This is a genomic window from Parvibaculum sp., assembly GCF_035325945.1.
Classification (GTDB): Bacteria; Pseudomonadota; Alphaproteobacteria; order Parvibaculales; family Parvibaculaceae; genus Parvibaculum.
The window spans coordinates 1-24,625 of record NZ_DAOKYX010000037.1; the positions used below are offsets into that span (position 1 = coordinate 1).

General features: G+C 63.7%; 13 protein-coding genes. 2 read left to right on the top strand and 11 right to left on the bottom strand.

What is annotated here, in order from left to right:
• The first annotated feature begins 206 nt into the window (after positions 1-206).
• A complete protein-coding gene (locus PKA57_RS13535; RefSeq protein ID WP_324301424.1) occupies positions 207-1,655 on the top strand; it encodes an O-antigen ligase family protein in 1,449 nt (482 codons plus the stop codon).
• A gap of 4 nt (positions 1,656-1,659) precedes the next feature.
• Here PKA57_RS13535 and PKA57_RS13540 read toward each other — a convergent pair whose 3' ends face one another.
• The 6 genes from PKA57_RS13540 to PKA57_RS13565 all read right to left on the bottom strand — a co-directional run bounded on the left by PKA57_RS13540 (position 1,660) and on the right by PKA57_RS13565 (position 8,451).
• Positions 1,660-2,406: a hypothetical protein gene (locus PKA57_RS13540; RefSeq protein WP_324301426.1), complete on the bottom strand. Its 747-nt coding sequence runs from the start codon at positions 2,404-2,406 to the stop codon at positions 1,660-1,662.
• A gap of 1 nt (position 2,407) precedes the next feature.
• Positions 2,408-4,603: a polysaccharide biosynthesis tyrosine autokinase gene (locus tag PKA57_RS13545; protein WP_324301428.1), complete on the bottom strand. Its 2,196-nt coding sequence runs from the start codon at positions 4,601-4,603 to the stop codon at positions 2,408-2,410.
• Between the two features lie 169 nt (positions 4,604-4,772).
• Positions 4,773-6,098, bottom strand: coding sequence for an outer membrane beta-barrel protein (locus PKA57_RS13550; protein WP_324301430.1), 1,326 nt, complete (start codon positions 6,096-6,098; stop codon positions 4,773-4,775).
• Between the two features lie 147 nt (positions 6,099-6,245).
• The gene (locus PKA57_RS13555) at positions 6,246-6,731 is read right to left on the bottom strand and encodes a hypothetical protein (protein WP_324301432.1); all 486 of its coding nucleotides are present in this window, start codon (positions 6,729-6,731) and stop codon (positions 6,246-6,248) included.
• Between the two features lie 241 nt (positions 6,732-6,972).
• On the bottom strand, positions 6,973-7,578 hold the full coding sequence (locus PKA57_RS13560) for a polysaccharide biosynthesis/export family protein (RefSeq protein ID WP_324301434.1): 606 nt from the start codon (positions 7,576-7,578) through the stop codon (positions 6,973-6,975).
• 108 nt (positions 7,579-7,686) lie between these two features.
• Positions 7,687-8,451: a metallophosphoesterase family protein gene (locus PKA57_RS13565; protein ID WP_324301436.1), complete on the bottom strand. Its 765-nt coding sequence runs from the start codon at positions 8,449-8,451 to the stop codon at positions 7,687-7,689.
• Positions 8,452-8,781: 330 nt separating this feature from the next.
• On the opposite strand from PKA57_RS13565, the gene PKA57_RS13570 reads away from it, so the two are divergent.
• On the top strand, positions 8,782-9,792 hold the full coding sequence (locus PKA57_RS13570) for a KpsF/GutQ family sugar-phosphate isomerase (protein ID WP_324301438.1): 1,011 nt from the start codon (positions 8,782-8,784) through the stop codon (positions 9,790-9,792).
• Between the two features lie 52 nt (positions 9,793-9,844).
• Here PKA57_RS13570 and PKA57_RS13575 read toward each other — a convergent pair whose 3' ends face one another.
• The 5 genes from PKA57_RS13575 to PKA57_RS13595 form a co-directional block, all read right to left on the bottom strand.
• Positions 9,845-10,591, bottom strand: coding sequence for a hypothetical protein (locus PKA57_RS13575; RefSeq protein WP_324301440.1), 747 nt, complete (start codon positions 10,589-10,591; stop codon positions 9,845-9,847).
• 64 nt (positions 10,592-10,655) lie between these two features.
• Complete coding sequence (locus tag PKA57_RS13580) at positions 10,656-12,758, bottom strand: tetratricopeptide repeat protein (protein WP_324301443.1); 2,103 nt, start codon at positions 12,756-12,758, stop codon at positions 10,656-10,658.
• Positions 12,759-12,887: 129 nt separating this feature from the next.
• Positions 12,888-14,321 (bottom strand): tetratricopeptide repeat-containing glycosyltransferase family protein, encoded by a 1,434-nt coding sequence (locus PKA57_RS13585; protein ID WP_324301445.1) that lies wholly within the window; start codon positions 14,319-14,321, stop codon positions 12,888-12,890.
• 3 nt (positions 14,322-14,324) lie between these two features.
• Positions 14,325-15,950: a tetratricopeptide repeat protein gene (locus PKA57_RS13590; protein WP_324301447.1), complete on the bottom strand. Its 1,626-nt coding sequence runs from the start codon at positions 15,948-15,950 to the stop codon at positions 14,325-14,327.
• A 107-nt stretch (positions 15,951-16,057) separates the two neighbouring features.
• Positions 16,058-24,547: an autotransporter outer membrane beta-barrel domain-containing protein gene (locus PKA57_RS13595; RefSeq protein ID WP_324301449.1), complete on the bottom strand. Its 8,490-nt coding sequence runs from the start codon at positions 24,545-24,547 to the stop codon at positions 16,058-16,060.
• Between the last annotated feature and the right edge of the window lie 78 nt (positions 24,548-24,625).

Below are 24,625 nucleotides of genomic sequence, written 5' to 3' on the forward strand. Positions count from 1 at the left end.
CTCAAACCAGCCATCGCGGTCATGCGCGGCATCCTCGCGGGATGGCAGGGGAAGTTCGGACGAAGCGCGTTTTATTGAACGCCGTTCGATGATCGCCGCGCGAGCTCCGTCGGCTGGCAGGCGGGCGCTCTCTCAACTAACATCCGGCCCCATGTCGCGTGGGCGCGCGATGAACCACATGAGCATGTGAGGGGAATGAGGGGGACATGAGCGGCAGCAGCACAGGGCCCGCAACCGCCGGAGAGCTCGGACAGAGCTCCGTGCAGGTCCGTCCGCGCGGCGCGGAAGAGTGGCTCTTCCGCACTCTCATCCTCGTGGTGGCGCTCGCGCCGCTCCCCCTCGGCAGCAACCGCCCTCTGCCCGCCGCACTTCTGGCGCTTGCCGCCGGCCTTCTGCTCGCGCTCTGGGGCGGCCTTGCGCATTTCGGACGCCTGCGCGTCTCCGTTCCCCTCTCGCGCATTGCCTGGCCGGCCGCGCTCTATGCGCTCGCCTGCCTGTGGATCGTCATGCAATGGGTTCCGGCGGCTCCGAACATTCTCGCGGATCCCATCTGGGCGGAGGCATCCCGTCTCCTCGGGACCGAGCTGCCGCAACGCATCTCGGTCAACCCCGAAGCGACGGTTACCGGCCTCATGCACCTTCTCACCTATGCCGCGACCTTCTGGCTCGCCCTGCAGCTCGCGCGCGACGAGGATCGCGCGCGGCGCGGTATCCATGCGGTCGCAATTATTGGCTGCGCCTATGCGCTCTACGGTCTCGTGGTCTATCTCAGCGGCAATGAATGGATCCTGATCTATCGCAAATGGTCCTATGCGGATTCACTGACGAGCACATTCGTGAACCGCAATTCCTTCGCGACCTTTGCGGGCCTCTGCCTGCTCTGCGCCGTGCACCTGCTGCTCGCGCGCACCCGGCATCTGCTGGGTCTGAACCGGCCGGCCCGCATCAAGGCAGCGCTGCTGATCGAGGAACTCACCGTGCGCTCGGGCTGGGTGACCATGGCCGTGCTTGCGCTCTCGATCGCGCTCGTGCTCACGGCCTCGCGCGCGGGCGTCATGTCCTCGATGGCGGGGCTTCTATGTCTCGCCGGCGCCCATCTGAGCCGCCGCTCGACAAGCGCGGCGCAGATGACGCTCGTCGCGGCAATTCTGGCGGCGATCGTTGCGACGTCGTTTGCCACCAGCGGCGAACTTCTGGCGAAGCGCTCGCGCCTCGACGATGTCGACAATTCCTTTGCCGATCGCAACCAGACCTACGCTCTGACGCTCGATGCCATCAGGGCCACGCCGTGGACGGGCACAGGCTTCGGCACATTCGCCGATGTCTTTCCCGCTTATCGCAATGACGATCGCCCGCAGGTCACCTGGGACAAGGCGCACAATACCTATCTGGAAAACGCGCTGGAACTCGGCATACCCGCGGCGCTCGCGCTTGGTCTTTCCATCGCGCTGCTGGTCCTGCGCGCGGCGAAAGGCATTCGGGAAAGGCGGCGGGGAAAGGCCCAGCCCGCCATCGGTTTCGCGGCGGGCATCATCGTCGGCCTGCATTCTCTGGTCGATTTCAGCCTGCAGATACCGGCAGTCTCGGTTCTCTTCGCATTCCTGCTCGGCCTCGCGGTCAGCCAGTCCTGGCCACGATCGGCGGCCCGCGGCTGAAGCCTCAGCGTGCGGCGGCAGCGGCAGCCGCGCGCACACGCGCGTCGAACTGCGTTATGTCGGCTTCCGAGGCGAGCGCATGGCGGCGGATCACAGCACGTGCGCGGAAATCCGATGCGAGATAGATGGAAACCAGCTCACTCTTGAGCGCATGGCTCTCCCACAGGAGGCGGAGCTCCCGCCCCGCATCCGAGCGCAGATCGTCCGGCATCCCGTCCCAGTCGCGGAGCATGAGCTGGGCGCGGATCGCCATGCTCGCCGCCTCCCTTGGCGCCGTCAGATAAGACATGCGCAACAGGCCAGCGACTTCCCCGGACGGCGCGGCGCGCGCCGCCTCCACCGCCGCCAGAAGGCTCCAGCCAAGCCCGCGATTGGGCGCCGCCGCAACCATGCGCCGCAACGACGCGGCAGCCTCCGCCAGCCATTCGTCCGTGGACGAACCGCCCTCGGCTGCATCCGCCAGCCTGATTACCAGCCGCGCGCATTCCTGTTGCAGATAGGCGTCGCCGCCAAGTGCGCGCGCCGCCGCGCAATAATCGGCTCGCGCGTCGGCGAGAACCGGCGGCTCGATTGCGATCGAAGGATTATCGAGCGCGGCAGGGATGCGATCGGACCAGCCCGCTATGCCGAGATAGGCATGGATGCGCGGCAGCGCCATCAGCATGAGGCCGACGCCAGCAGCCAGCGCCAGCCCCGCGGCCCATCGCGTCCGCCGCGAAGGGTGCTTCGCCGCTTCGCCCCGCGCGGCCATCTCAGTTCGAATAGTAGCGGCTGTAGCGTCCGTAGTAATATCCGGCACCGCCATAGCCATATTGCGCCTGCCGGGCCGTATCGACCACGGTCAGGATCGCGCCCGCAATATCGGCATCGAAGGCGCGCAGTTCCTTGACGGCGCCCGATGCTGCCTCGCGCGGCGTCTCGTTCCAGCGAACGACGAAGATCGTCTTGTCCGCGATCTGCGCCAGAACGCGCGAATCGGAAACCGGCAGAACGGGCGCCGTATCGAGCACGACGAGATCGTAAGCTTCGCGCGCCTCGCGCAGGATACGCCGCATCTGCGCCGAGCCGAGCACATCCGGCGGGTTCGCCGCGCCAGAGGCCACGGGAATGAAATCGAGGCCCGAAGGCGCGTCCTTGACGACCACGTCACCAAAGCCCGCACGGCCCGCCAGACATTCGACCAGCCCTTCCTTTGGCTGCTTCATGCGGAGCGCGCGATGGACGGAAGGGTGCCGAAGGTCGCAATCGACCAGGAGAACCCGCTGGCCCGATTGCGCCGCCGCACGCGCGAAGCTCACCGCCGTCGTCGTCTTGCCCTCATTGGGAAGAGCCGAGGTGAAGAGAACGACCTTCGGCGGGTTGTCCACGCTTGAGAGCGACAGTGCGCTGCGCAGGCTCCGCAGCGCCTCCGCATAGGCCGACAAGGGTTTTCGCAAAAGATACTCATGGGGCAGCATCGGCTTGCCGTTCTCGCCTGTCTCCGCCGGAATGACGGGAACCGAGACGAGATGAGGCAGGCTCAGAATCTCCTCGAGCTGACTGCCTGTCTGCACACCATTGTCCAGACGTTCGAGCAGAAGCGCGACGCCGACGCCGGCGATCAGCGAAATGACGGCCGAGATACCGAACACGATGCCCTTTTGGGGGAAGGAGGGCGCAACCGGCGGCACCGCCTCGGAGATGACGCGCGCATCGGCGGTCTGGAGATCCTGCTGCTGCGAAGTCTCCTTGAAGCGGTTGAGGAAGGATTCGTAAACGGCCTTGTTGGCGGCCGCCTCGCGCTCCAGCTCGCGCAGCTTCACTTCCGCCTGGCCGTGCTGGCCTTGCGTGTCCTGCAATTCCTTCAGGCTGCTCTCGAGCGCCTTGACGCGCGTATCCGCGATCGCCGCCTCATTGGCGATGCTGTCGACGATGCGCCTCACTTCGGCGCTGATCTGGGCCTGAAGGTCGCGCCGCTGCGCCTCGATATTGACGATCGCGGGATGCCGCGGCCCGTATTTCGTCGAGAGGTCGGCCTTCTTGCTGGCAAGCTCCGCCTGCTGCTGCCTGAGATCCGAAATCGTCTTCGACTGGAGCACATCGACAACGGATTCGATACTGCCGCCGCTGCCGAGAATCTGCCGCGCGCGGGAATATTTCGCCTGCTTTTCAGCGCGGTCGGCGCGCGCGAGAATGAGCTGCGCGTTGAGTTCCGAAAGCTGCTGCTCGGTGATGGTCGAGCCCCGCGAGCTTTGCAGCCCGTTCTGCGTGCGGTAAAGCTCGACTGCCCGCTCGGAATCGGAAACCTGCTGTCTCAGCCCTTCGAGCCGCTGCGAGAGCCATTCATTGGCCTGCCTCGTCGCATTGAATTTCGCTTCGAGCTGGTCGAGCACATAGGTCTCGGCGATCGCATTGGCGATCTTCGCCGCCTTCAGCGGATCGCGCGACGTGAAGTTCACATCGATGATATAGGTCATGCCCCGGCGGCGAATCCGTTCCGCATCGACGAAGCTGTCGATGACGGCATCCATCGCCATTTCCTGCCGGCGCTCGGGCGTGAGTTCGGCATCGGCCTCGAAAAGCGAAGCCATCCATTCGCGCGGATCGAGCCAGGAGAGCAGCGAGGTCTTCGCCAGCTCGGCGTTGAATTCTTCGTCCTCGATGAGATTGAGCTTCTCGACGACCCGCCGCGCGATGGAGCGCGAGCTCATCACCTCGACGTGGCTGTCCGTCGTGGCGGAATCGGCGGGGAGCCCGGACATCACAGCCGTGAAATCGACGACCTGGGTGCGCTCCGGATCGAGCAGAACAAGCGCATGCGCCGTATAGCGAGGCGTCATCTGGAACACGGTGATCATGACGATCGCCGTGAGGCCCGCCGCGATGCCCGCGATGACCTTGACGCGCCGCCTCAGGGCACGGGCGATTTCAAGCAGATCGAATTCGATCATCTGCCGATTCAGGCTCATCCCCTCGGCCTGAACCGCACTGGAGTGCATCTGGTCTTTCAGCGGCGCGTTCATCTTCTTCGAGCATCCAGTTACAGGAGGTGAGCATCAGCTCGGGTAAAATAAAAGGCAGGCAACGGTTCCCCCGCCACCTGCCTCTGATCGCCTGACGAATCTGCCGTGACGTCCGTCAAAGCTGTCCGCGGATCGTGAACATGACGCGGTTGCGCGAATAGTCGGCACCGGCAGCGTTGGAATCCCGCTTCGTGTAGTCGTAGTCGAGCCCCATTGCCACAAACCGGTTCAGGAGGTAGCTGACGCCGACCCCGCCGCCATAATAGTCGTCCTTGCGCGTCGCGCCCTTGTAGTCGTCATTCTCATAGGAGAGGTCGCCACGAAGGATCACGTTCCGCAGGAGTTCGTGATCGATCCCGACACCGACGACCTGCCGGAGATAGCCCGACGTACCGCCGAGATCCGATTCCTCGATGGTCGATGCCGCATTGAAGCGAACCGTGCTCAGCGGAGTCACGTACCAGTTGACATTGGCCCCGTAGGACAGGCCAGTCACATCGCTCAGCCCCGCCGCATCGTAGTTCTGGCGCTGATAGCCGACATAGACCTCGCCCGATGCGAGAGTGGAAAGCTTGAAGCGCGAACCGACAACGGCCTCATAGCCTTTCGAATCGCGATCCTGGATCGGCATGCCGATATCGTAGCGGCGCTGATTGAGGCTGCCCTGAACGAAGACGTTGGTGTCGGGCGAAACGTCATAGCCGGCGCGCAGCTTCTGCGTATAGACGTCGCGGTCGCGCAGATCCTCGTCGAGGATCGGCCCGGCCGTCGATGCGACGTCCTCGTAGTTGAGCCGTGTATAGGCGGCGCCCAGCGTCGTGGTCACGCGGTTGAAGCGCTGGTTGAAGGCGATGCTCGCATCCGTCTGCTTGTACTCGACCGGCTCCGCCGCCGTCGTGGACGAGAAGGTCGCCGAGCCGCGATCTTCATGCTTCTGCGCATGGGAGAGGGCGCCCGTCACATTCGTGTCGCGCAGAATGTCGAGGCGGCCGTCCATGCCGAAATCATAGTCGGTCTTGTTCTCGCTCGAATGGTCCGCGAAGTAGGAGCGCTGGAGCCCGGCAGTCAGGTTGAGCGAGTGGCGGCTCCAGGTCGAGATCACATCGACGCGCGGGCGCACGCTGGTGATGAAATCGCTGTCCTTGTTGTTCTCGGTGGCGAAGATGTTGTCGTCGTAGGTTTCAGCGACCTCGAGCGAGGGGAGAACCACGAACGACCCCGCACGAAGGCCGATGGCGTCATAGCCGGGCCGCGCTCTCTCGCGCACGCCCTGTCCGCGCAGATCCTGCGTTTCGGCGGCGCCCGCAGGGGCCATGCCCGAACCGCTCCAGTTCTTCGCCCCCGTATTGGCGGTGAGATCGGCGGCCATGGCGCCGCCCGCGCCTGCCACCAGCAGCAAAGCGGTCGTCGTCAACAGCGAGCGAAAGGGAACATGCGGCATTTCTGGCCTCATAACTTTCGGGATTTCGGGAGGTGCGGAAGAGAGCTGCCCGCTCTCTCCCGGCCTTGATTCGGAGAAAGCCCCCTTCCCTCACGATCGGCAAGCCCATCGGGCAGCCGCTCGCAAACCGGCCGGAGACTGATGAAATCAATTCGGGCTGGCGGTGCCGCCCGAGCTCTGCGTGCCGCCATTGACGCCGACAACGGTGGTCGGGGCGGTGCCGCCCGGCGCGCCTTCGCCCGAGCTCTCGCCGCTACTCACCGTGGAGGCATAGGCGTCCTTCACGCTCGGCTCGGCGCTGGCGACGAGGTCCGAAATCTTGGCTGCATGTTCGGGGTTGGAAAGGCCGAGCGTCGAGGCCGCCATGCCAAGACCCTTGCCGACAGCGGCCTTCTGCGCGGGCGTGGCGCTGTCCAGACCGGCGAGAACGGCCTCAGCCGTAGCGACCGGATCGCTCGAATTGGTGATGAGATCCGCGATGGCCGCCGCCAGCGCGTCCCCGCCCTCCGGATTGGCCGTGAGCACGGTGCTCAGATCGATTGCCGCTTCAGCCCGCGCCTGTCCCGGGATGGCGACCGATGCTCCAATGAGCAGGCCCGCCGCGAGCGCCGCCGCACAAAAACTCTTCATCATGGCGTTAGTCCCCCTCAGCCAAGCATCGATGAGGCCGTGCCTCGATCGCGATACTCTGATTTGCCCAATAGCATAACACGCATTTTACCCTGTCAAAATACGCAGCCAATTCGTTAAGAAAAGGTTACCGCGCGCCGCCAGGGTTTCGGCGCACACGAATGTTTTGTGCGATATCGGCACATTGTTGTTTCGGGAAAGCGGCATCATGCGCGGCCCGATGTCACGATCAGGGCTAGACGCATCAGAAGAAACGCTCCGGAATCCGCACAATATCGCCCGGAAGCACCTTCACCGACTGCATCGCCGGATATTGCACTTCGCCCCCGTCGCCGCGCGTGATGTAAACCGCGTCCGTATTCGCCCGATAGGTATAGCCGCCGCCAACCGCCACCGCGTTCAGCACCGTCATACCGTTCGTATAAGGATATTGGCCGGGCTTGCTGACCTCGCCGATGATGTAGAACGGCCGATAGTTCAGAACCTCGGCGCTCACCCTCGGATTTGTGAGATAGCCGTTCGCCAGATGGTCGGCGACTTCCTTCTCGAACTGGGCGAGCGTCAGCCCTGCCGCCTGCACCTGCCCGATGAGGGGCAGCGAAACCTTGCCCGAGCCCGTGACGTCGAACTCGCCGGAAAGATCCTGCTCGCCATAGACGATGACCCTGAGCTTGTCGCCCGTGCCGAGGAAATAATCCGTCGCCAGGTCGCCCGCCACTGCCTGGCCGGCGCCCGCGCCTGATTCGGCACGAACAGGGGCGGCGGCGAAAACGACGAGCCCCACCGCCACGGCAACACCGGCAAGCGAGGCGACGGTCCTGCGTGCAAGCGTCGGAAACCAGCTTCTCATCAAGTCTCTCTCTGTTCGGTGAGGCCGCAGCCCGCTGTCTCCCGGCGATCCGGATATGCCTGATTGGTCAGGAACGTAATTGATTCTAGGTCAACTGACCATGAAGCATCAACCCGCCATGCGCCTGTTCGCGGAGGCTTCCGTCTGGATGATGCGCCGCGATGTCCCCTCGAGCACGAGCGCCGTCAGAACGCCTGTCATATAGGCGCCCGTGTCGATGCCGATGCGGTTTTCGCGGATCACCACTTCCTCGCGCGGGGTGTGGCCATGAACCACGACCCTGCCGAAGGAGCCGCGGGCATCGAGGAACTCGTCCCTGATCCAGAGCATGTCCTCCTCGATCTGGCGCGACAGCGGCACGCCCGGCCGCACGCCGGCATGAACGAAGAAATAGCCGCCAAGTTCCACTGCGACGGACAGGGTTTGCAGAAAGCGCTTGTGCGTCTCTGGCAGCACCGCCTCGAAATGCACGCGCGCGCGTTCGAAATCAGCGGGATCGTCCGAAAGCGCCAGTTCCTGAACGCCGTAGGAATGAAGCGTCTCGAGCCCGCCGAAATTCTTCCAGGTCCGCCCGAAAGCGGCATCCCGGAGGAATTCAAGCATGGCCGCCTCATGATTGCCCTTCAGATGGATCGCCTCGAATCCCGGCAGCGTGCCTGAGATGAGGCGGTCGAGCACCTGCTTCGACTGCAATCCGCGATCGACATAATCACCGAGGAAGACGAGGATCTTGCGCACCGCGCCGGACGCGGACTGCGCATCCCGCTCGATCATGGCGAGCAACTCGCCCAGCAAGTCGTCGCGGCCGTGAATATCGCCGATCGCATAGAGCCGCATGCCATCGGGCGCCGCCGCGGGTGCATGTTCCGCCATGCCTGCAACCTCTCGGAATCGTCTGACGAACCGGCCGAACACGCTCTCACCTGGACCTTTGACGACACTTCGATGCGCCGCCGCCGCGCCGGAACGCCGGGGTCGGCCAGCCTGCATCGATTCGTCTGAACGATACCCGCTCCCGGCGAGAGGGCAAGCATGCAGACAATGAAAGCGCTGCGGACCGGCGCCCCGATGGTTTAAGCTGGCTTATCGGAGCCGGATACCGACGGCCGCCGCCAGACCCGTGCCTGCGCAGAGGCAAGAAGCCGCTCTCTCTGGTAGAAGACTGCCCATCGGTCCCTTGCCGGGCCGCATCCTGTAGCAGCCATGGGCAAATTGAAGGACGCTCAGCGCGTGTCGAACGAACTCTCCACCTCGGCTCCCGCGGACCATCTCGCCTCCGCCCGCCGCACACTCGAACTCGAAATCGCCGGCCTCCGGGCGCTCGCCGCCTCGCTCGACGGGCCCTTCAACGAGGCAGTCGACCAGCTCGTCACCGTGAAGGGCCGCATCATCGTCACCGGCATGGGCAAGAGCGGCCACATCGCCCGCAAGATCGCCGCGACCCTCGCCTCGACCGGCGCGCCTGCGCAATTCGTGCATCCCGCCGAGGCAAGCCACGGCGATCTCGGCATGATCACTCGCGACGATGCGATCCTCGCGCTCTCCTGGTCGGGGGAATCGGCCGAGCTTCTCAGCATCATTTCCTATGCCAAGCGCTTCGCCATACCGCTGGTCGCCATCACCGCAGAGGCGAAGAGCGCGCTCGCCCAGGCGGCCAATATCGCCCTCCTCCTGCCGAAAGCCGAGGAAGCCTGCCCGAACGGCCTTGCCGCCCCGACAACCTCCACCACCATGCAGCTTGCGCTTGGCGACGCGCTCGCCGTCGCGCTTCTCGAATATCGAAACTTCACGCCCAGCGATTTCCGCGTCTTCCATCCGGGAGGAAAGCTCGGCGCCATGCTCCGCCACGTCGCCGACATCATGCACAAGGGCGAGGAGATGCCGCTCGGCCGCGCCGACATGCCGATGTCTCAGGCGCTGATCGAGATGTCGCGCAAGAGCCTCGGCTGCCTCGGTGTCGTCGATGACAGCGGCACTCTCATCGGCATCATCACCGATGGCGACCTTCGCCGCCACATGGGCAGCGATCTTCTGGAAAAGCGGGTGGGCGACATCATGAACCCCGCGCCCAAGACGGTGCCCTCGACCATGCTCGCCACCGAGGCGCTGAACTTCCTCAACGAGCGCAAGATCACGAGCCTCTTCGTCGTCGATGACGGAAAGCCCGTGGGCCTCGTTCACATTCACGATTTCCTGCGCGCTGGCGTCGTCTGAGGGGCCTTCCTGCCGGCGATCACGCAACGGACCGCCGGCATGGTATCAAGGCTCAGAAGGCGCCCTTCTCGATGCGGAAGATGTCCGGCGACTTGGGGTCCGCCACATAGGCGAGCGTCAGCGTATAGACCTTCTTCTCTTCCTTCGCGTCCACCTTCTTGCCGTCCGAAGCGGCGGCCGGCTGCGCGACAGGAATTTCGCGATAGATCAGCCGGACGAGGTGGCCCTCGGCATCCATGGCCTGAAAGGCGAGCACGCCGTTCTTGATCTTTCTGTCACGGATGACCGTCTTCGGATCGTAATTCTGCTGGGCGAAATAGGTCTTCAGCAGAAGCGCGGTCTTGGCGATGCTGACGCCTGTCGTCTCGGGCGTAACCGGCGTTCCCCACAGAATATTGACCTGAATGAGATCCTTGGACTTGTAGCCGAGCACATAGCCGATCTCCGCCTCGCCCGTTTCGGGAATGAGGTCGGTCACGCGGACGGCCAGCGTCTTCGTGCGCGCCACAGCGCTCTCGACGGCGCGAACGTCATCGCCCGACTTGCCGAAGTCCGATTTGATCGCCGCGCGGATGGCTGCCTCGTCGGCGCCGAATTTGGCGCTCCGGAAGCCGTTGATCACGCCATGCTTCGATGCCGGCTTGCCCGCCGCTTCCTTGCTTTCGCTCGCGGTGGTGCTCTGCGTTGCATTCTTTGCGCTGCGCGGCGCGGCTTCGCCGGGGCCGACGCTGGTTTTCCAGATGAGGATGCCGAGGCCGGCCACCAGTGCCAGCACAACCCATAGACCGCGACGAATCATTTTCTGCTTCTCTTCCGAAAGCGATGAATACCAAAGTGTGACTTGCGACATTGTCCGATACCGATCAGTAAGCCAGCGGGCCCAGTTCCCTGACGAGCGGCTCGACCAGCTCGCCATAGTTCCGCCACCGCTCGACCGATGAGGAATAGAGCGGCTGGCGCACCTGCGTCACGCTCGCCGTCTTCACGGGACGTTCGGTCTTGTGAAATTCGAGGCAGGCCGCATCCCATTCGAGATCGCAATGGGAAATGATCCTGCGCGCCTCGGTTTCGAGATTGCCGACAACCTCCTCATACTTCACTTCGAGGATGTAGTGCTGCGGCAGAACCGCTTTCCAGTGCTCCATGAGCTCGTGATATTTCTGGTAGTAATGCGCGATCTCCTTGAGATCATACGTATACGGCATATCTTCACGGAACATCTTTGAGTAGCACGATATGCACGTATCGACCGCGTTCCGCTTGCAATGGATGATCCGCGCATTCGGGAACAGGAGATAGATGAGGCCGACATAATAGTAGTTGGTGAGCATCTTGTCGGTGACGCGCGTCTTGCCCGCCGGAAGCGGCGGCAGGTGCTCCCGGTAGTAATTGACGATCGTCTGAAGCTGCGACTGCTCGATCAGATGCATGAGTTCCGGATAGCGCACGGCCGACCCGAACATGCGGTCGACTTCGGCGACGCCGCCATGCAGATATTTGACCTCGCCCGCGCCATAGATCTCCGGGTGGCTCGCAAGAATCTGCTCGACCAGCGTGCTGCCCGAGCGCGGCATGCCGACAATGAAGATCGGGCGCAGCGTCGGATCGCCATGGCCCGCCTTTTCAGCGAGCAGCTTCGGCGTGAAGACGTGCCGGATGCGGTCGAAGAGCCTGAGCGCCGGCATTTCCTCATAGTTGAGCTTGCGCCGCTTGAGCGCCGCTCCGGCCATGAACTGCTCGAAGGCCTTGCGATGTTCCTTGATGTCGTCATAGGCCTTGCCGAGCGAATAATGCAGCGCCATGCGCTGATCCTCGCTGATGTCGGGGCGGCTCACGGCTTCCTCGAGGAAACGGATTTCTGGAGCGCCCGGCTTGAATTTCTTGGCGGCGGCGAGATTGATATGGGTCGGGATCGAGCCGGGCTCGAGTTCCGCCGCGCGCGAAAGCGCCTTCTGCGCGCCATCGAGATCGCCGACTTCGAGAAGCGAGATGCCGAGATTGTTGAGAATTTCAGGCGCGTCGGGTTTGAGCGCCAGCGCCTTGCGGCAATGCTCGATCGAGCCCGTAAAATCCTCGAGATCGCGGCAGATTCGCCCCATGAGATTGAGCGCGCCGACATGATCGGGCCTGTTGCGGAGCGCGCGCTGACAGGCATAGAGCGCACCCTTCGTCCGCCCGAGATCGAGGAGATAGGACGCCATGATGATCATCGCCTCCGGCCGGTCGGGCTGGATGGCCATGGAGCGCGCGAGAACGCCCAGCGCTTCTTCGGGCTGCTTGCGGTCCCAGAGCGTCAGGGCGAGATTGTTGAACGCCTCGATGTAGTTCGGCCGCGCGCCGATGGCCATGCGCAGCGCCTGTTCGGCCTCTTCGAGATGCCCCCGCTCGCGCAGCGTGCAGCCGAGATTGCTCAGCGCCTCGGGATAGGCGGCGCGCAACTCGATCGCCTTGCGGTATTCCTCGATCGCCTCGTCGAGCCGCTTCTGCGCGCGCAGCGCATTGGCGAGATTGTTATGCGCCTCGGGGAATTTCGGATCGCATGCGATGGCGCGCCGGTAGAGTTCCTCCGCCCCCGCATAATCGCGCCTGTCGAAGAGCGCTATGCCGAGATTGTTGAGCCCCTGAAGATAATTCGGATCAAGCTCGATCGCGCGCCGTCCTGCCTCGATCGCCCGGTCGAGTTCTCCGATCTGGCGGTACATCTCGCAGAGATTGCTGTGGAAGCCGACGACATTCGGATCGCCCGCCACCGCCTGCTCCATCCACCTGATCGCTTCCTTCGTCTGCCCGCCGCGATAGGCGAGAATGCCGAGAAGGCTCGCCGCGTCGTGGTTCCGCGGGTCAACCTCGATGACCTGGCGGCTCAACTGATGGGCAAGGCGCAGGCGCTGGGCCCGAAAATGCTCCCATGCGAGCCGCATGCTTTCCGCCGGGCCCATCGCACTTGCCTGTTCCGAAACGCTCATTGAAATTTCAGCCCCTGCCTGCTCATCAAATGCCGCGAGACGACGTCTCCGGCCAATCCGTCCGCCAACCGAAAGTATCTGCCGAATTCCCCCGCGGAGAGGCGTCTATTCTATCCGGCAATTCGCCTTTTACGAAGCCTTACCGCCGCCAGCATGACCGCCGGAAGCGGCCAATCCGGAGGCGGCTGCCCGAGTGAGAGCCGCCCTTACATCCCTGATCACACCGGGCCAGTCGCCGCCCCGCTGCTGCCGGAAAAGCCGCATCGAGCGATAGAGCGGCGTCGATATTGTTCCGAGCCCCCAGCGCCAGTCAGGCACCTCGGCCAGCATGGTCCAGACCGGCGTCCCCAGCGCGCCCGCGAGATGTATGAGCGAGGTATCGACGCCGATCACGAGATCGAGCGCGGCGATGGCCGACGCCGTCGCCGTCATGTTCGATACCTCGCGCGAGAGATCGATGACCCCCGCGCCGAAGAGCGCCGCATCATCGGGCCTTGCACCGATCTGAAGGCTGAAGAAATGGCACCCCTCCACATCGAGTAGCGGCAGAAGCTCACGGCCCGGCATCGAGCGGCGGGCATCGTCCCGGTGATTGCTGTTGCCCGACCAGACGAGCCCGATCCTGAGCCCCGGATACTGCGAGAAGAACCGCCTGAAGCCCTCCACCTGCGCTGCCGGCGCATGGAGATAGGGCGCGCCGGTTTCCGTCCGGAAGCGACCTCGCCCCACCAGCCGCAAAAGGCTCATCAGCTCGAAGTGATGATCGGCGGCTTCAGGCTCCGCGTCCTGAGGCAGGATCGTCACATAGGGAAAGTTCAGCGCGATCAGCGGGGCGAGTTTCGGCGGCAGTTTGCCCGCCAGCCGGAGCGGGCCCTGCGCCATGAGGGCGGGGAAGAAGCGCATGCAGTGGATCGCATCGCCAAGCCCCTGCTCGCTCCAGAAAAAGAGCTTCTTGCCGACAACCGGCTCGCCCCGCCACATCTGGCCCGGAGGTGCTGCGGGCCGCAGCGCAGCGCGGCCCTGCGGCCGCGCCTCGGGCACGGCGAGGCGCCACTCATACTCCGCAAGCCCCCCATCCACATCGCCGAGCAACATCCTCAGCATGGCGCGGCGCAGATGAAAGACGGGATTCTTCGGATTGATTTCGACCTGGCGCGTGAGGCAGTCAAGCGCGCCCCGCACATCCCCCATCGCCAGCAGCGCGGCCCCGAGATTGTTGAGCGCGAGGACATGCGAGGGATCGAGCGCCAGCGCGCGCCGCCCCGCCTCGGCTGCCCGTTCCGGCTCGCCCGCCCTGCGATACATCTCGCAGAGATTGGCGTGAAAGGCAGGCATCCGAGGGTTGCTCCCGATCGCCCGTTCCATCCAGCCGATGGCCTCGCCCGCCCTGCCTGTCCGGTATGCGACGAGCGCCAGAAGGTTGGCCGCATCGTGATCGTCCGCCCGTTCGCCGATCGCCCTGTGGCCCAGTTCCTCCGCGAGATCGAAACGCTGCGCGGCAAAATGCGACCAGGCGAGCTTCATCACCTGCGCATCGCCGCTCTCGCTTTCGCCACCCGCCATGATTCAACCCTGGCGGCGCGCCGCCACGGTCTGCTCGAGCGCGGCCGCAACGTCCTGAACGACGCCGGGCCAGTCGCGGCGCTGCTTCTGGCGGAAGAGACGCATCGAGCTATAGAGCGGTGTCGTGTCCCCGCCGAGCCCCCAGCGCCAGTCGGGCACCCGCGAGAGCATTGTCCAGACCGGCGTGCCGAGCGCCCCGGCCAGATGGATGAGCGACGTGTCGACGCCGATGACGAGATCGAGCGCCGCGATTGCGGCCGCCGTCGACATCATATTCGACACATCCTTGGAAAGATCGGTCACGCCTTCCTTGAAGAGAACCGCGTCCGCCGGCTTCGAACCGATCTGCAGGCTGTAGAAATGACAGCCTTCGACCTTGAGCAGCGGCAAAAGCCTCTCGGCCGGCATGGAGCGGCTGTAGTCGTATTTATGCGCGGTATTGCCCGCCCATACGAGACCGACCTTGAGCCCGCCCTTCCCGGCGAAGCGATTTCTGAAGATCTCGACCTGGTCACCGGGCGCGGAAAGATAGGCATCCTGCGGATCGCGCCTCTCGACGGGATAGGACAGAAGAAGCGGCAGGCTCATCAGCGCGCAATGAAAATCGGCGCCATCGGATGCAGGCGCGGACCGCACGACCTCGACAAACGGGAAGTTGAGTTCCGCGAGGCGCTGCAGGCTCGCCTGCGTCTGCAGGATGATCGCGCCGGGACGCCGCGCGGCCAGCGGCTTCAGAAACCGCAGATAGTGGATCGTGTCGCCAAGCCCCTGCTCGCAATGAACGAAAATCCGCTTTCCCTCGATCGGCTCTCCCCGCCAGAGCTGGCCGGGGAGATTGCGCGGACGGATGCCCGGCATGGCAAGTCGCCATTCATATTCAGCGAGGCCGCCTTTCAAATCGCCCTGCAACATCCGCAGCATGGCGAGCGAGATACGGGCATTGGCGTTTTTCGGATTGGCCTCGATGGCCTGCTGCAACCGCTCGGCTGCGAGGCCGAACTCGCCCTCCTCCCGATAGTTCAGTCCGTCATTGACCATCGCTTCGGAATAATTTGCCTGAAGAGCGATCGCCCGCTGGAAGGCGTCATGCGCCTCCCCTTCGCGCTCGAGACGCACGAGCGCATTGCCGAGATTGTTCCACGCATGCGCGAATTGCGGATTGCCGGCAAGCGCCTTGCGGTAGCACTCCTCGGCCTTGGCGAAATCCCCGCGATCGTAATGGATGATGCCGAAATTGTTCCAGGCCTGGGAATTCCGGGAATCGAGCGCAACTGCGCGCTCGCAGGCGGCAAGCGCGGGCTCCGTCTTGCCGCGCAGCCGGTACATCTCCGCCAGATTGGCATGAAAGGCAGCGGTCCGCGGCGCAAGCTCGATCGCCTTTTCGATGAACTTGATCGCCCGGTCGAGCCGGCCCTGCCGGTAGGCGACGATGCCGATCAGGTGAAACGCATCGGCATTGCGTCCCTGCCCGTTGGCCACATCCTGCGCCACCTTCTCGGCTTCCGTCAGGCGGCCCGCATCCATGAGATCGCGCGCGAGCTTCAGCGCCTCATCGACGGACATCCAGCGCTTCGGCGCCGCCTCTGCATCGGCGTTCCGCGGCGCTGCCCCCTCCCTCGTCTCTACCATGCACTCACTCTCTGTCTGGAAGGCGGTCAGTATAGCCGCTTACGAAAAGGAGCGGCAGAATTTCTCTGCCGCTCCCCAAATTCGTCCGCTGGCTGAACCGACGACGTCTAGAACTTCAGCCTCAGGCGCAGCGATGCGGTGCTGTCGGTGTAGTTGCTCGAGAAGTCGCCATTGTACTCGACCGTACCGTCGATTCCCTCGGACAACTTCAAGGTGACGCCGGCGCCCACGATCGCCGCATCCCGCGCCGCATTGGCGCCGGTGACCGTGAAGGCGCTGCCCGGAATGCCCGCCAGCGAAGCCGTCGTCGACGGGTTCTGATCGCCGAAAGCGTGCCTCCAGCCGAGCGCGAGCTGCGGCGTCCACTCCGTACCGCCACCGCTGCGGAACGTCTGGGCCCACCTGACGCCGATACGGCTGTTGGCCGTATTCGCCGTCTGGTCGTCCAGCGTCAGATTGAACGGCGACGCACCCGTCTCGGTCGAGCCGTCCATCTTCGTGTGCGTGTAGAGCAGACCTGCGAAGGGCGAGAGCTTCGCATCGTTTCCAAGGTCGAAGGCGTAGCCGATCTCCGCACCCGCCGAGACCGAGCTGCCATCCGGCGAGCGATGGGCCGAATAGCTCGTCCCGAGCACGGTGAAGCGGCGCTCCATGCTGTAGCTCTGGTGGCCATAGCCCAGCATCGCATTCATGTAGAGCGAACCGACCTCATACCGGCCATAGGCGCCGACCGACCAGCTCTTGACGTCTGCCTTGCCGGCGCCCCGGAAGTCCACATCGTCCTTCTGGAAGCCGCCCGCAAGACCCGCCTTGAAGTTGTCGGTGAAGCGATAATCCGCACCGACGACGAGGCCGCCGCCATTGCTGGTGAAACCGGACGCACCGGCGCTGCGATCGAGCGAGCTCCAGTTGCCGAAGGCACGCGCCCAGATCGTTCCCGGATTTGCGACCGGAGACGGCTTCACGAGCGAGGCATATTGCGGCCCGGCATCCGACATCACGTCTCCCGGCTGATTTGCCGCGAGCTTGACCAGCGCGCCGAGATCCGCGAGCGCGGTCCCGCCGCCACCATTGGTAAGCTGGTCGAAGATGACGTTGAAGAGCCTGTCAGGCTGGGTGAGCGCAACCTGGATCAGATCCGCATTCTGGCTGCCGGCAACCTCGTTGAGATTGCGGGCATATTCCTCCGGCGTCCCCGTAAGGATCTCGCCGAGCTTCGTGGCGAGATCGCCCTCGGGATCGTTCTCGTTCAGCCAGTCGAGGATCCAGTCGATGGCCCTGCCGGCACTGGCGCCGTCATTGTCGAGCCCCGGAATCTCGCCGAAGGCCATACGCGTGATGACGATGTGATAGCCGTCATTCCGATAGGCGTCCGTCACCGTGTAGAGGTTGGTGAAGGTGTGCGAGAAGTTGAACGTGCCGGTGATGTCTTCCGACTTCAACACCAGGAAGTCGTTGTTGGCGTTGAAGAGACCAGGAAGGGCATGGGCGATGGAGTTCGCACCTTCTCCGATGGTCGCCGACCCGGCCGTGATCGTGCCGTGCTGCGGCACGGAGGGCTTAAGGTTCCACTGCACTGTGCCGGCAGGGCCCTCATCTTCGCTGCCCGCGACACGGAAGTTCGCCACGTCGATCTGCGCCGTCGGCTGAAGAACGAGCGTGCCGTTGGCATTCACGTTGAAGTTCTGGATCGCCTGGTAATCGGTCTTGTTGGTACCGATGTTACCGCTCACCGTCAGCTTCACCGCATCGGCTTCCGGGTCGCCCATATTGACGTTGATCGTGCGCAGGCCCTGGATGTCGTCAGCGAAATCGAACTCGCTGTCGGTTCCGGCAAAGACGTTCAGCGAGTCGTTGCTGTCGCCATAGATATTGCTGTGGATCGTCGTGTCACCGAGCTCACCGCCAATCTTGCCGCCGCTCCAGTTGATGAGGTCGGACTGACCGTTCAGCATCCTGATATCGCCATAGATACCGGAGTACTCCAGCTCGCCGCCGATCTGATCGATCGTATGGCCGCTGCCCGCGCCATCGAGATCGATGGCAACCGTCGACACATCCTCGCCGGTCGCGATGGCGGCGATCACGCCCCCATTGACGATGCCGCCGTAAATATGGCTTCCGCCTGTGATCCGGATGGCGGTCGCATTGGCATTGTCGCCCTTGGCGAAGGCGGCGATGACGCCGCTGTTGACGAGCTCGCCCTCGAACACCACGCCGTTCTCGAGCGTCAGCGCGGTCGCATTGGCCGAACCGCCGTCAGCCGTGGCCGTTGCATGCACCTCGATGGTTTCAAAGTTCACGAGGTCACCCCGGTAGGTGCCGTCATTCACCACGAGACCACGCGCTTTTGCGTAAATCGGGTCGACCGCCGCCGCCCTGATCAGCCCCGCATTGCCCAGCGCGATTGAAGTCTCGCTGCCGTAAGGCAGGACCTCTCCCGTCACATGAGCATAGATGGCCGTCGCATAGGCCGAGCCCACACCGGTTGTCACAGGCGTCGCATGCACAATGGCCAGCGCCTCGACGGTGCCGAGATTGTAGATGCCACCATCGACATCTCCATAGACATTGAGGTCGAGGCCCTTCGCCTGCGCAAATCCCCGGGCATAGCCGTCCGCAGTGGCCTCCGCATTGGCGGAAGCCGCCGCCCGGATGAGGCCTTCATTGAAGATCAAGTCGTCGACACCCGAGGCATTGAGATACACGCCGGTGGCAGTTGCCGAAGCGATCGCCTCATCGATGCCCGTCGCCGTGGCAAGCGCCTCGCCGACAATGTCGCCCGAATTGGAAAATCCTCCGCCGAGCGTCCCGTCAACATAGAACGATACGCCGATTGCATCCGCATAGGCTTCGGCAGTACCGCTGCCGCCATCGGCCTTGGCCTGGGCGATGGCAAGAGCCTTGATCGAGGGCTGAGTTGCGTCGTCGTCGCTCAGGGTCGCGAGCGTCCCGTTCGAGAATTGGCCCTCGATCGAACTCCAGCTGTCAACCTGCAGACCCACTGCCGAGGCGTTGGCACTGGCGGAGGCGTATGACCTCGCGCCTATCGCGATAGCCGAAGCAAACGCGTTGGCCACCGCTTCGATGCTCGAGCTGTTCTCGATATTGCCGGCAACCGGGGCGTAATGAGTGCTGATCGAAATGCCGACCGCTTCGGCCGAGGCGGAGCTTTCGGCCGTTGCCCGCGCAGAGCTGACGCCCGTCGAGATTGCCTCGCCGCGGCTGTAATTCTTTGCCGACGCCGTGGCCTTGACGGCAGCTTCGTTGATGAACGAGCCGCTGAAATACCCCCAGAACTCGGCTTCGATGCCGACAGCCTCGGCATAGCTCTCGCTGTCCCCTTCGTCGGAGCCATAGGCGCGGCTCTCCTGACCGCTCGCCTTTGCCGAGGTGTGGCCGATCGCTTCCGCCTTGACAGTGACGGCGCCGCTATTTGTGAAATTGCCCCCCATCGAGTTGGCATAGAAGCTGATGCCGATCGCATCGGCCGCGGCGGAGCTTTCGGCCGTTGCCCGCGCAAAGCCGACGCCCGTCGCCGTCGCATGCGAACTCACGCTCGCAATGGCATGAACGGAAATCGCTCCGCTGTTGTCGAAATTGCCCTCGAGCACATCCTGGATGCGAACATAGAGACCGGTAGCGGTGGCCTCGGCCGACCAGGCCCCGATATCCGCATAGGCATCGCCGGATTCAAGCGCCTTGGCCTTTGCCGTCACAGCGTAGCTCGCATCGGCGACGACCGTGATATCGCCCGTATTGGTGAAATCACCTCCGAGGGAATAGGCCCAAAAGTCAACGCCCACCGCATCCGCATCCACGTCATCCGCCGAGCCGTAAGCATAGGCATAGCCCCTGCCAGTAGCGGTGGCGGAGATGATGGCGGCCGCCGTGCTATGAACGCTGATGTCGCCCGAGTTGCTGAAGCTTCCGGCAATCGTCTCGACATCCACGCTGAGACCGGTCGCTTCTGCACTCGCCGTATCCATATAGGCATAAGCGACCGCTGAACCCGACTGCGCGACAGCATTCGCCTTTGAGGTCGTGATGGCCGCGGCCGAAACCGTGATCGCGCCGCTGTTCGTCACATCACCGCTGATGGAGTAGGCATCGATCTCCAGACCAACCGCCGTGGCGCTCGCGCTGGCGGAAGCGGATGCATTGGCGTCGGCGACACCCTGCGCTGTCGCTTCATTGCGGGAAACGGCATTAGCCGAAACCGTTATATCGCCCGAATTCTCGAAGTTGCCGAAGATCGTGGAGAAATCGCCGTAAAAGCCATAGGCCGAGGCGTTCGCCCGGTTGTACTCATCGCCATCATCGTCGAGCCCCGCATAGGCCCAGGCGCGATCACCTTCGGCACTGGCGATATTGGACACCAGAGCCGTCGCGCCGACGGTGATGTCGCCCTCGTTGAGCAAATCGCCATCGACCTCGGAATAGCCGTAGCTGGAGCCGCTGGAGTAGAAGTCGATGCCGTTGGCGTAGGCGTAGGCCGAACCGATGGCCACAGCCTTGGCGTCGTCGGAGGCAACCACACTTGCCGAATTGATGGAATTGCCGATCGCGCTGACGAAGATGTCTCCGTCGTTGAAAATCGTGCCGTTGAAATTGCCACCGATGATTCGGATGCCGGTGGCGGTTGCCTCAACATTCGTTCCCGATGCAGTGGCCCACGCATCGCCGCCCGATGCATTGGCATTGGCGCTATTCTGCAACTGGGCGAGCGCCGCTACATGGATGTCGCCGCTATTCGAGAAGCTGTAGTCGTAATCCGTCCCGCCGTTCACCATGGGCACATCGACGAAGATGCCCCTCGCCAAGGCGTTGGCTTCTCCGCTCGCCTCCGCATCGGCGCTGCCGACGCCATTCGCTTCAGCGGAGTTGTCCGCCATGACGGCGGCCATGACATTGACGTCGCCCGTATTGGAGATCGCTCCGCCAACAGAGTTCAAATCAATGTTGATACCGGTTGCAGTGGCACTGCCGCTGTAATTTCTGGCTTCTGCCCTCGCGTCATAGCCGGATGCCAGAGCCTCGTCGTCGATCATCGCAGCGGCGATCGCCTCGATGTCCCCTTCGTTGACGAAGCTATCCATGAGGATGGAGCCACCCACATTGATGCCAAGAGCCTGAACGTCTGCAGCGCCGGTCGCGGACGCTCTTGCGCTGCCATTGTATGAGGAGGCCAGCGCGGTGGCGTCATTGTAGGAAAGGCCGAATGCGACCGCCTGAATATCACCGGCGTTCTCGATGCTGCCGAGGAGCGTTCCTGCACTGACGTTCAGCCCGGTTGCGCTGGCAATGGTCAGATTCACGTCCCGCGCCTGCGCGGTGGCATTGCCGTTCGACGTCCTCGCATCCGCGCTGTTGAAGGTTCCAGCCGCCGCGAGAACTGAGATTTCGCCATTATTGCTGACGTTACCATCGAGCCGTTGGTCTGAAACAATGCTCAGACCATGCCCAAAGGCGAAAGCGCTGCCGCTGGCCACTGCGCTTGCATCGACCGGCGAGAGGGTCGTTCCCAACGCGGAGCCGGAGGCCACGGCATGGTTAAGGGAGCCGGCAATGGCGGCGACATTGATCGCCGCACCGCCAAAGCTCGTGGAACCGATATTGTCGACCCCGCCGCCAAGCTCCTGAGCATAAATGCTCACGCCTGTGGCTTCGGCGACAGCGCCCTGCCCGCGGGCAGCGGCATTCGCTTCGCCGTGATCGGAAGCGAAAGCATGCGCGCCATTGGTTGTGACGGCAAACGCAGCAGCGTAAATGTCGCCGCTATTCGCGATATCGCCTGAAATTGTTGATGAGGCTTGGACACTCAGGCCGACAGCCTGTGCATAGGCATCGCCGGTGGCCGATGCGCTTACCGAACCTGTGCCCGCCGCAAAGGCGCCGCCTTGTCCGGGATGAGTGAAGGAATCAAGGTCCGCCAGCGCGAAGCCAAGGAACGACGTGTCCGCGCCCATGAGGGTCGGACCGCCGACGACGGCGTCGCCGTTCCAGGCACCTGCCACCGCGGAAACACGGATATCGCCGCTATTTTCGACTCCGCCGAGGATCGAGTAAGTGTCGACCACAAGACCGTTCGCAATGGCATTGGCGCTGCCATACACGCTGGCCTGAGCATCTCCTTCGGCGGCATTTGCCTCGGCATAGTTGCCGATGCTCGCGACGGCCAAAACCTCGATGGTACCCGAATTCCCGATATCGCCGACATGATCGACATCAATGAGGATGCCGTCAGCCGTGGCGATCTGGAGGCCGGACGCCGCCGCATTCGCAGCCCCGCTACCGAGCGCGCTCGCCATAGCCGAGTTCATGGCTCGCGCCGCAGCGGAAACGGAAACGTCGTCCGAATTGTCGACATCGCCTTCCACGCCATCGACGGCGACAAAGATGCCGCGCGCAGACGCATTCGGCATCTTGTCACCGCCCGATCGGGCGGATGCATCGACATCGCCGAACCCGTTTTCGGCCGACGCATAATTCGTGGTCGACGCGGCCACGCTCACATCGATCGTGCCCGCATTGCGGATATCGCCGAAAATCGTGCTGCTGTCGCTATTGTCCGCCAGACCGAAGCCCAGGGCCTGCGCAAAGGCAGCACCGCTGGCCAGGGCGCTGACATCACCGATGTTCAGGCTGGTTCCGGCAGCGATGGCCGAATTGGCGACACCGGCCGAAGCGTTGACGTCGATTGTCCCACTTCCAAAGTTGATGAAATCACCGGTCAGAGTGTTGACCTGGGCGACAAAACCGGCCGCATAGGACATTGCGCCGCCAGTGGCGGACGCGGTGGCATCGCCTCCTGCAACCGTGGCGCTGGCTACGTTTTGCAGCAGCCCGAGCGCATTGGCGTTGATCTCGCCACGGTTCTCCACCTGGCCGGCAACCTCGTCGAAGCGAATATCAACACCCGCCGCAACCGCGGTCACCTGTCCTGCCGCATTGGCGACTGCGAGCGATGTGCCGGACGCCAGAGCGCTGTTGCTCATCTGGGCGGTCGCCTCAGCGAGGATCATCCCCCCGTTTCCGATGGCATAGGAAGCGCCCGAGGAGCCGGCGGCGAATACGCCCGTTCCCGCAAGCACCATGCCGCCGGCAGCCGCCCGCGCCTGCAGATCTTCCGCACCCGCCTCGGCGGTCGCCGGGCCGGCATTGATGTTGACGACGGCCTGGTTCTGAACGGCACCGACCGCACTGATTTCGAGCGACCCGCCATTGAAGGCGACGGGGAACACGGAATAATCCCCGGCGAAAACGAGGCCGCTGGGCGTGCCGGTGAGATCTCCCATTTTCATGCCGACCGCTTCGGCCGACGCGGCGCCCGACGCGCTCGCCGAACCCCGCTCATAGGCATTCTCTTCGTCGATGACCTGCGCCGTGTTGCGCGACCCGGCGCCCGCTATCACCTCGACGGCGCCCATATTGAGCATGCCGCCGGTGAGCGAGCTGACCCCGTTTTTGATACCGGCGGCCTGCGCCTCGGCCATGCCGAAGGCGCTCGCCGAGGCCGCCTGACCGGCAGAAGCATCCGCAATGGCCGTGTTGGTCGTCAGGGCCTGGGCCAGAACATTGAGCTCGCCGACATTGGCGATATAGCCGGCCATGGACGAGCCGGCCGTGCCCATCGCATCGGCCCACGCGCCGATACCGATGGCGCCCGCATATGCACTGCCGATCGCATTGGCGACGGCGTCGTGATCGTCATGGAAGACGCCATCGACGCCATGCGCCTCGGCATAGTTTGCCGCTGTTGCCTTCGCCACGACAGCAACCTCGCCCATATTGACGACGGCGCCGTCAATGGTGCCCGAGGGTCCGGCATCGCTGATGACGCCGTAGGCCAGAGCCATGACCCGCTCGGCGGAGGCAACTGCCTCAGCACCACCCGTTGCCGTGGATCCGGTGGCGACCGCATGGTTGTTGGCTGCGGCGAGCGCGCGCACGACCAGCTCCGCACCAGCCGCGTTCCCGACCGAGCCCATGATGTGATCGACGTGACCCCCAGTGTCGGGAAGCCCGATCCAACCCGCGCCAATGCCGGATGCGATCGCGAAGGCCGTCCCGAGCGCATGGGCGGAGTCGGAATCCGTGACATTCACATTCGCGTTGGCTTTCGCGCGCGCGGTGATCGAACCCTCGTTCACGATGTCGCCATAGATGGTCGACACGTCGGCGAGCATGCCGCCGGCGAAAGCCTCGGCCGAAGCCGACTGATCCGTCGCATGCGCGATGATCACGCCAGATTCGTGATTGATGATGTCGCCGCCGACTTCACCACCGTCGATCACGAGAATGCCAGCAGCCGCATTCACGCCCGTGGCCTTGATCTGGCCGCTGTTCTCGATATCGCCCGAAACGGAGCCTTCATCGCTCACGAGAATGCCGATAGCGGGATCGGATGAGTTCGATACGGTGATTTTGCCCGACGGGGTGACCTCGATGAAATCCACCGCCGTCACCTGCACGAGGGGCGTCGTCCTCGGCGTATTGACGGTCACGCCCGCCGCGAGCACAGCGTCGGATGCCGCAAGAAGGGCAACGAACGAAGTACCGGCAAGCAGTCGGCGGATATTGGTCTTGGCTTCCATTGGTGCCCCCACAGGCTTTCATGCACACAGTTCGGACCGCACAGTCCGAGCCGCACGGTATTGATCCGGGCATGTTAG

Coding starts and splice junctions, on each gene's coding strand:
- PKA57_RS13535 (WP_324301424.1), top strand. CDS start 207: ATGAGCGGCAGCAGCACAGGGCCCGCAACCGCCGGAGAGCTCGGACAG.
- PKA57_RS13540 (WP_324301426.1), bottom strand. CDS start 2,406: ATGGCCGCGCGGGGCGAAGCGGCGAAGCACCCTTCGCGGCGGACGCGA.
- PKA57_RS13545 (WP_324301428.1), bottom strand. CDS start 4,603: ATGAGCCTGAATCGGCAGATGATCGAATTCGATCTGCTTGAAATCGCC.
- PKA57_RS13550 (WP_324301430.1), bottom strand. CDS start 6,098: ATGCCGCATGTTCCCTTTCGCTCGCTGTTGACGACGACCGCTTTGCTG.
- PKA57_RS13555 (WP_324301432.1), bottom strand. CDS start 6,731: ATGATGAAGAGTTTTTGTGCGGCGGCGCTCGCGGCGGGCCTGCTCATT.
- PKA57_RS13560 (WP_324301434.1), bottom strand. CDS start 7,578: ATGAGAAGCTGGTTTCCGACGCTTGCACGCAGGACCGTCGCCTCGCTT.
- PKA57_RS13565 (WP_324301436.1), bottom strand. CDS start 8,451: ATGGCGGAACATGCACCCGCGGCGGCGCCCGATGGCATGCGGCTCTAT.
- PKA57_RS13570 (WP_324301438.1), top strand. CDS start 8,782: ATGGGCAAATTGAAGGACGCTCAGCGCGTGTCGAACGAACTCTCCACC.
- PKA57_RS13575 (WP_324301440.1), bottom strand. CDS start 10,591: ATGATTCGTCGCGGTCTATGGGTTGTGCTGGCACTGGTGGCCGGCCTC.
- PKA57_RS13580 (WP_324301443.1), bottom strand. CDS start 12,758: ATGAGCGTTTCGGAACAGGCAAGTGCGATGGGCCCGGCGGAAAGCATG.
- PKA57_RS13585 (WP_324301445.1), bottom strand. CDS start 14,321: ATGGCGGGTGGCGAAAGCGAGAGCGGCGATGCGCAGGTGATGAAGCTC.
- PKA57_RS13590 (WP_324301447.1), bottom strand. CDS start 15,950: ATGGTAGAGACGAGGGAGGGGGCAGCGCCGCGGAACGCCGATGCAGAG.
- PKA57_RS13595 (WP_324301449.1), bottom strand. CDS start 24,547: ATGGAAGCCAAGACCAATATCCGCCGACTGCTTGCCGGTACTTCGTTC.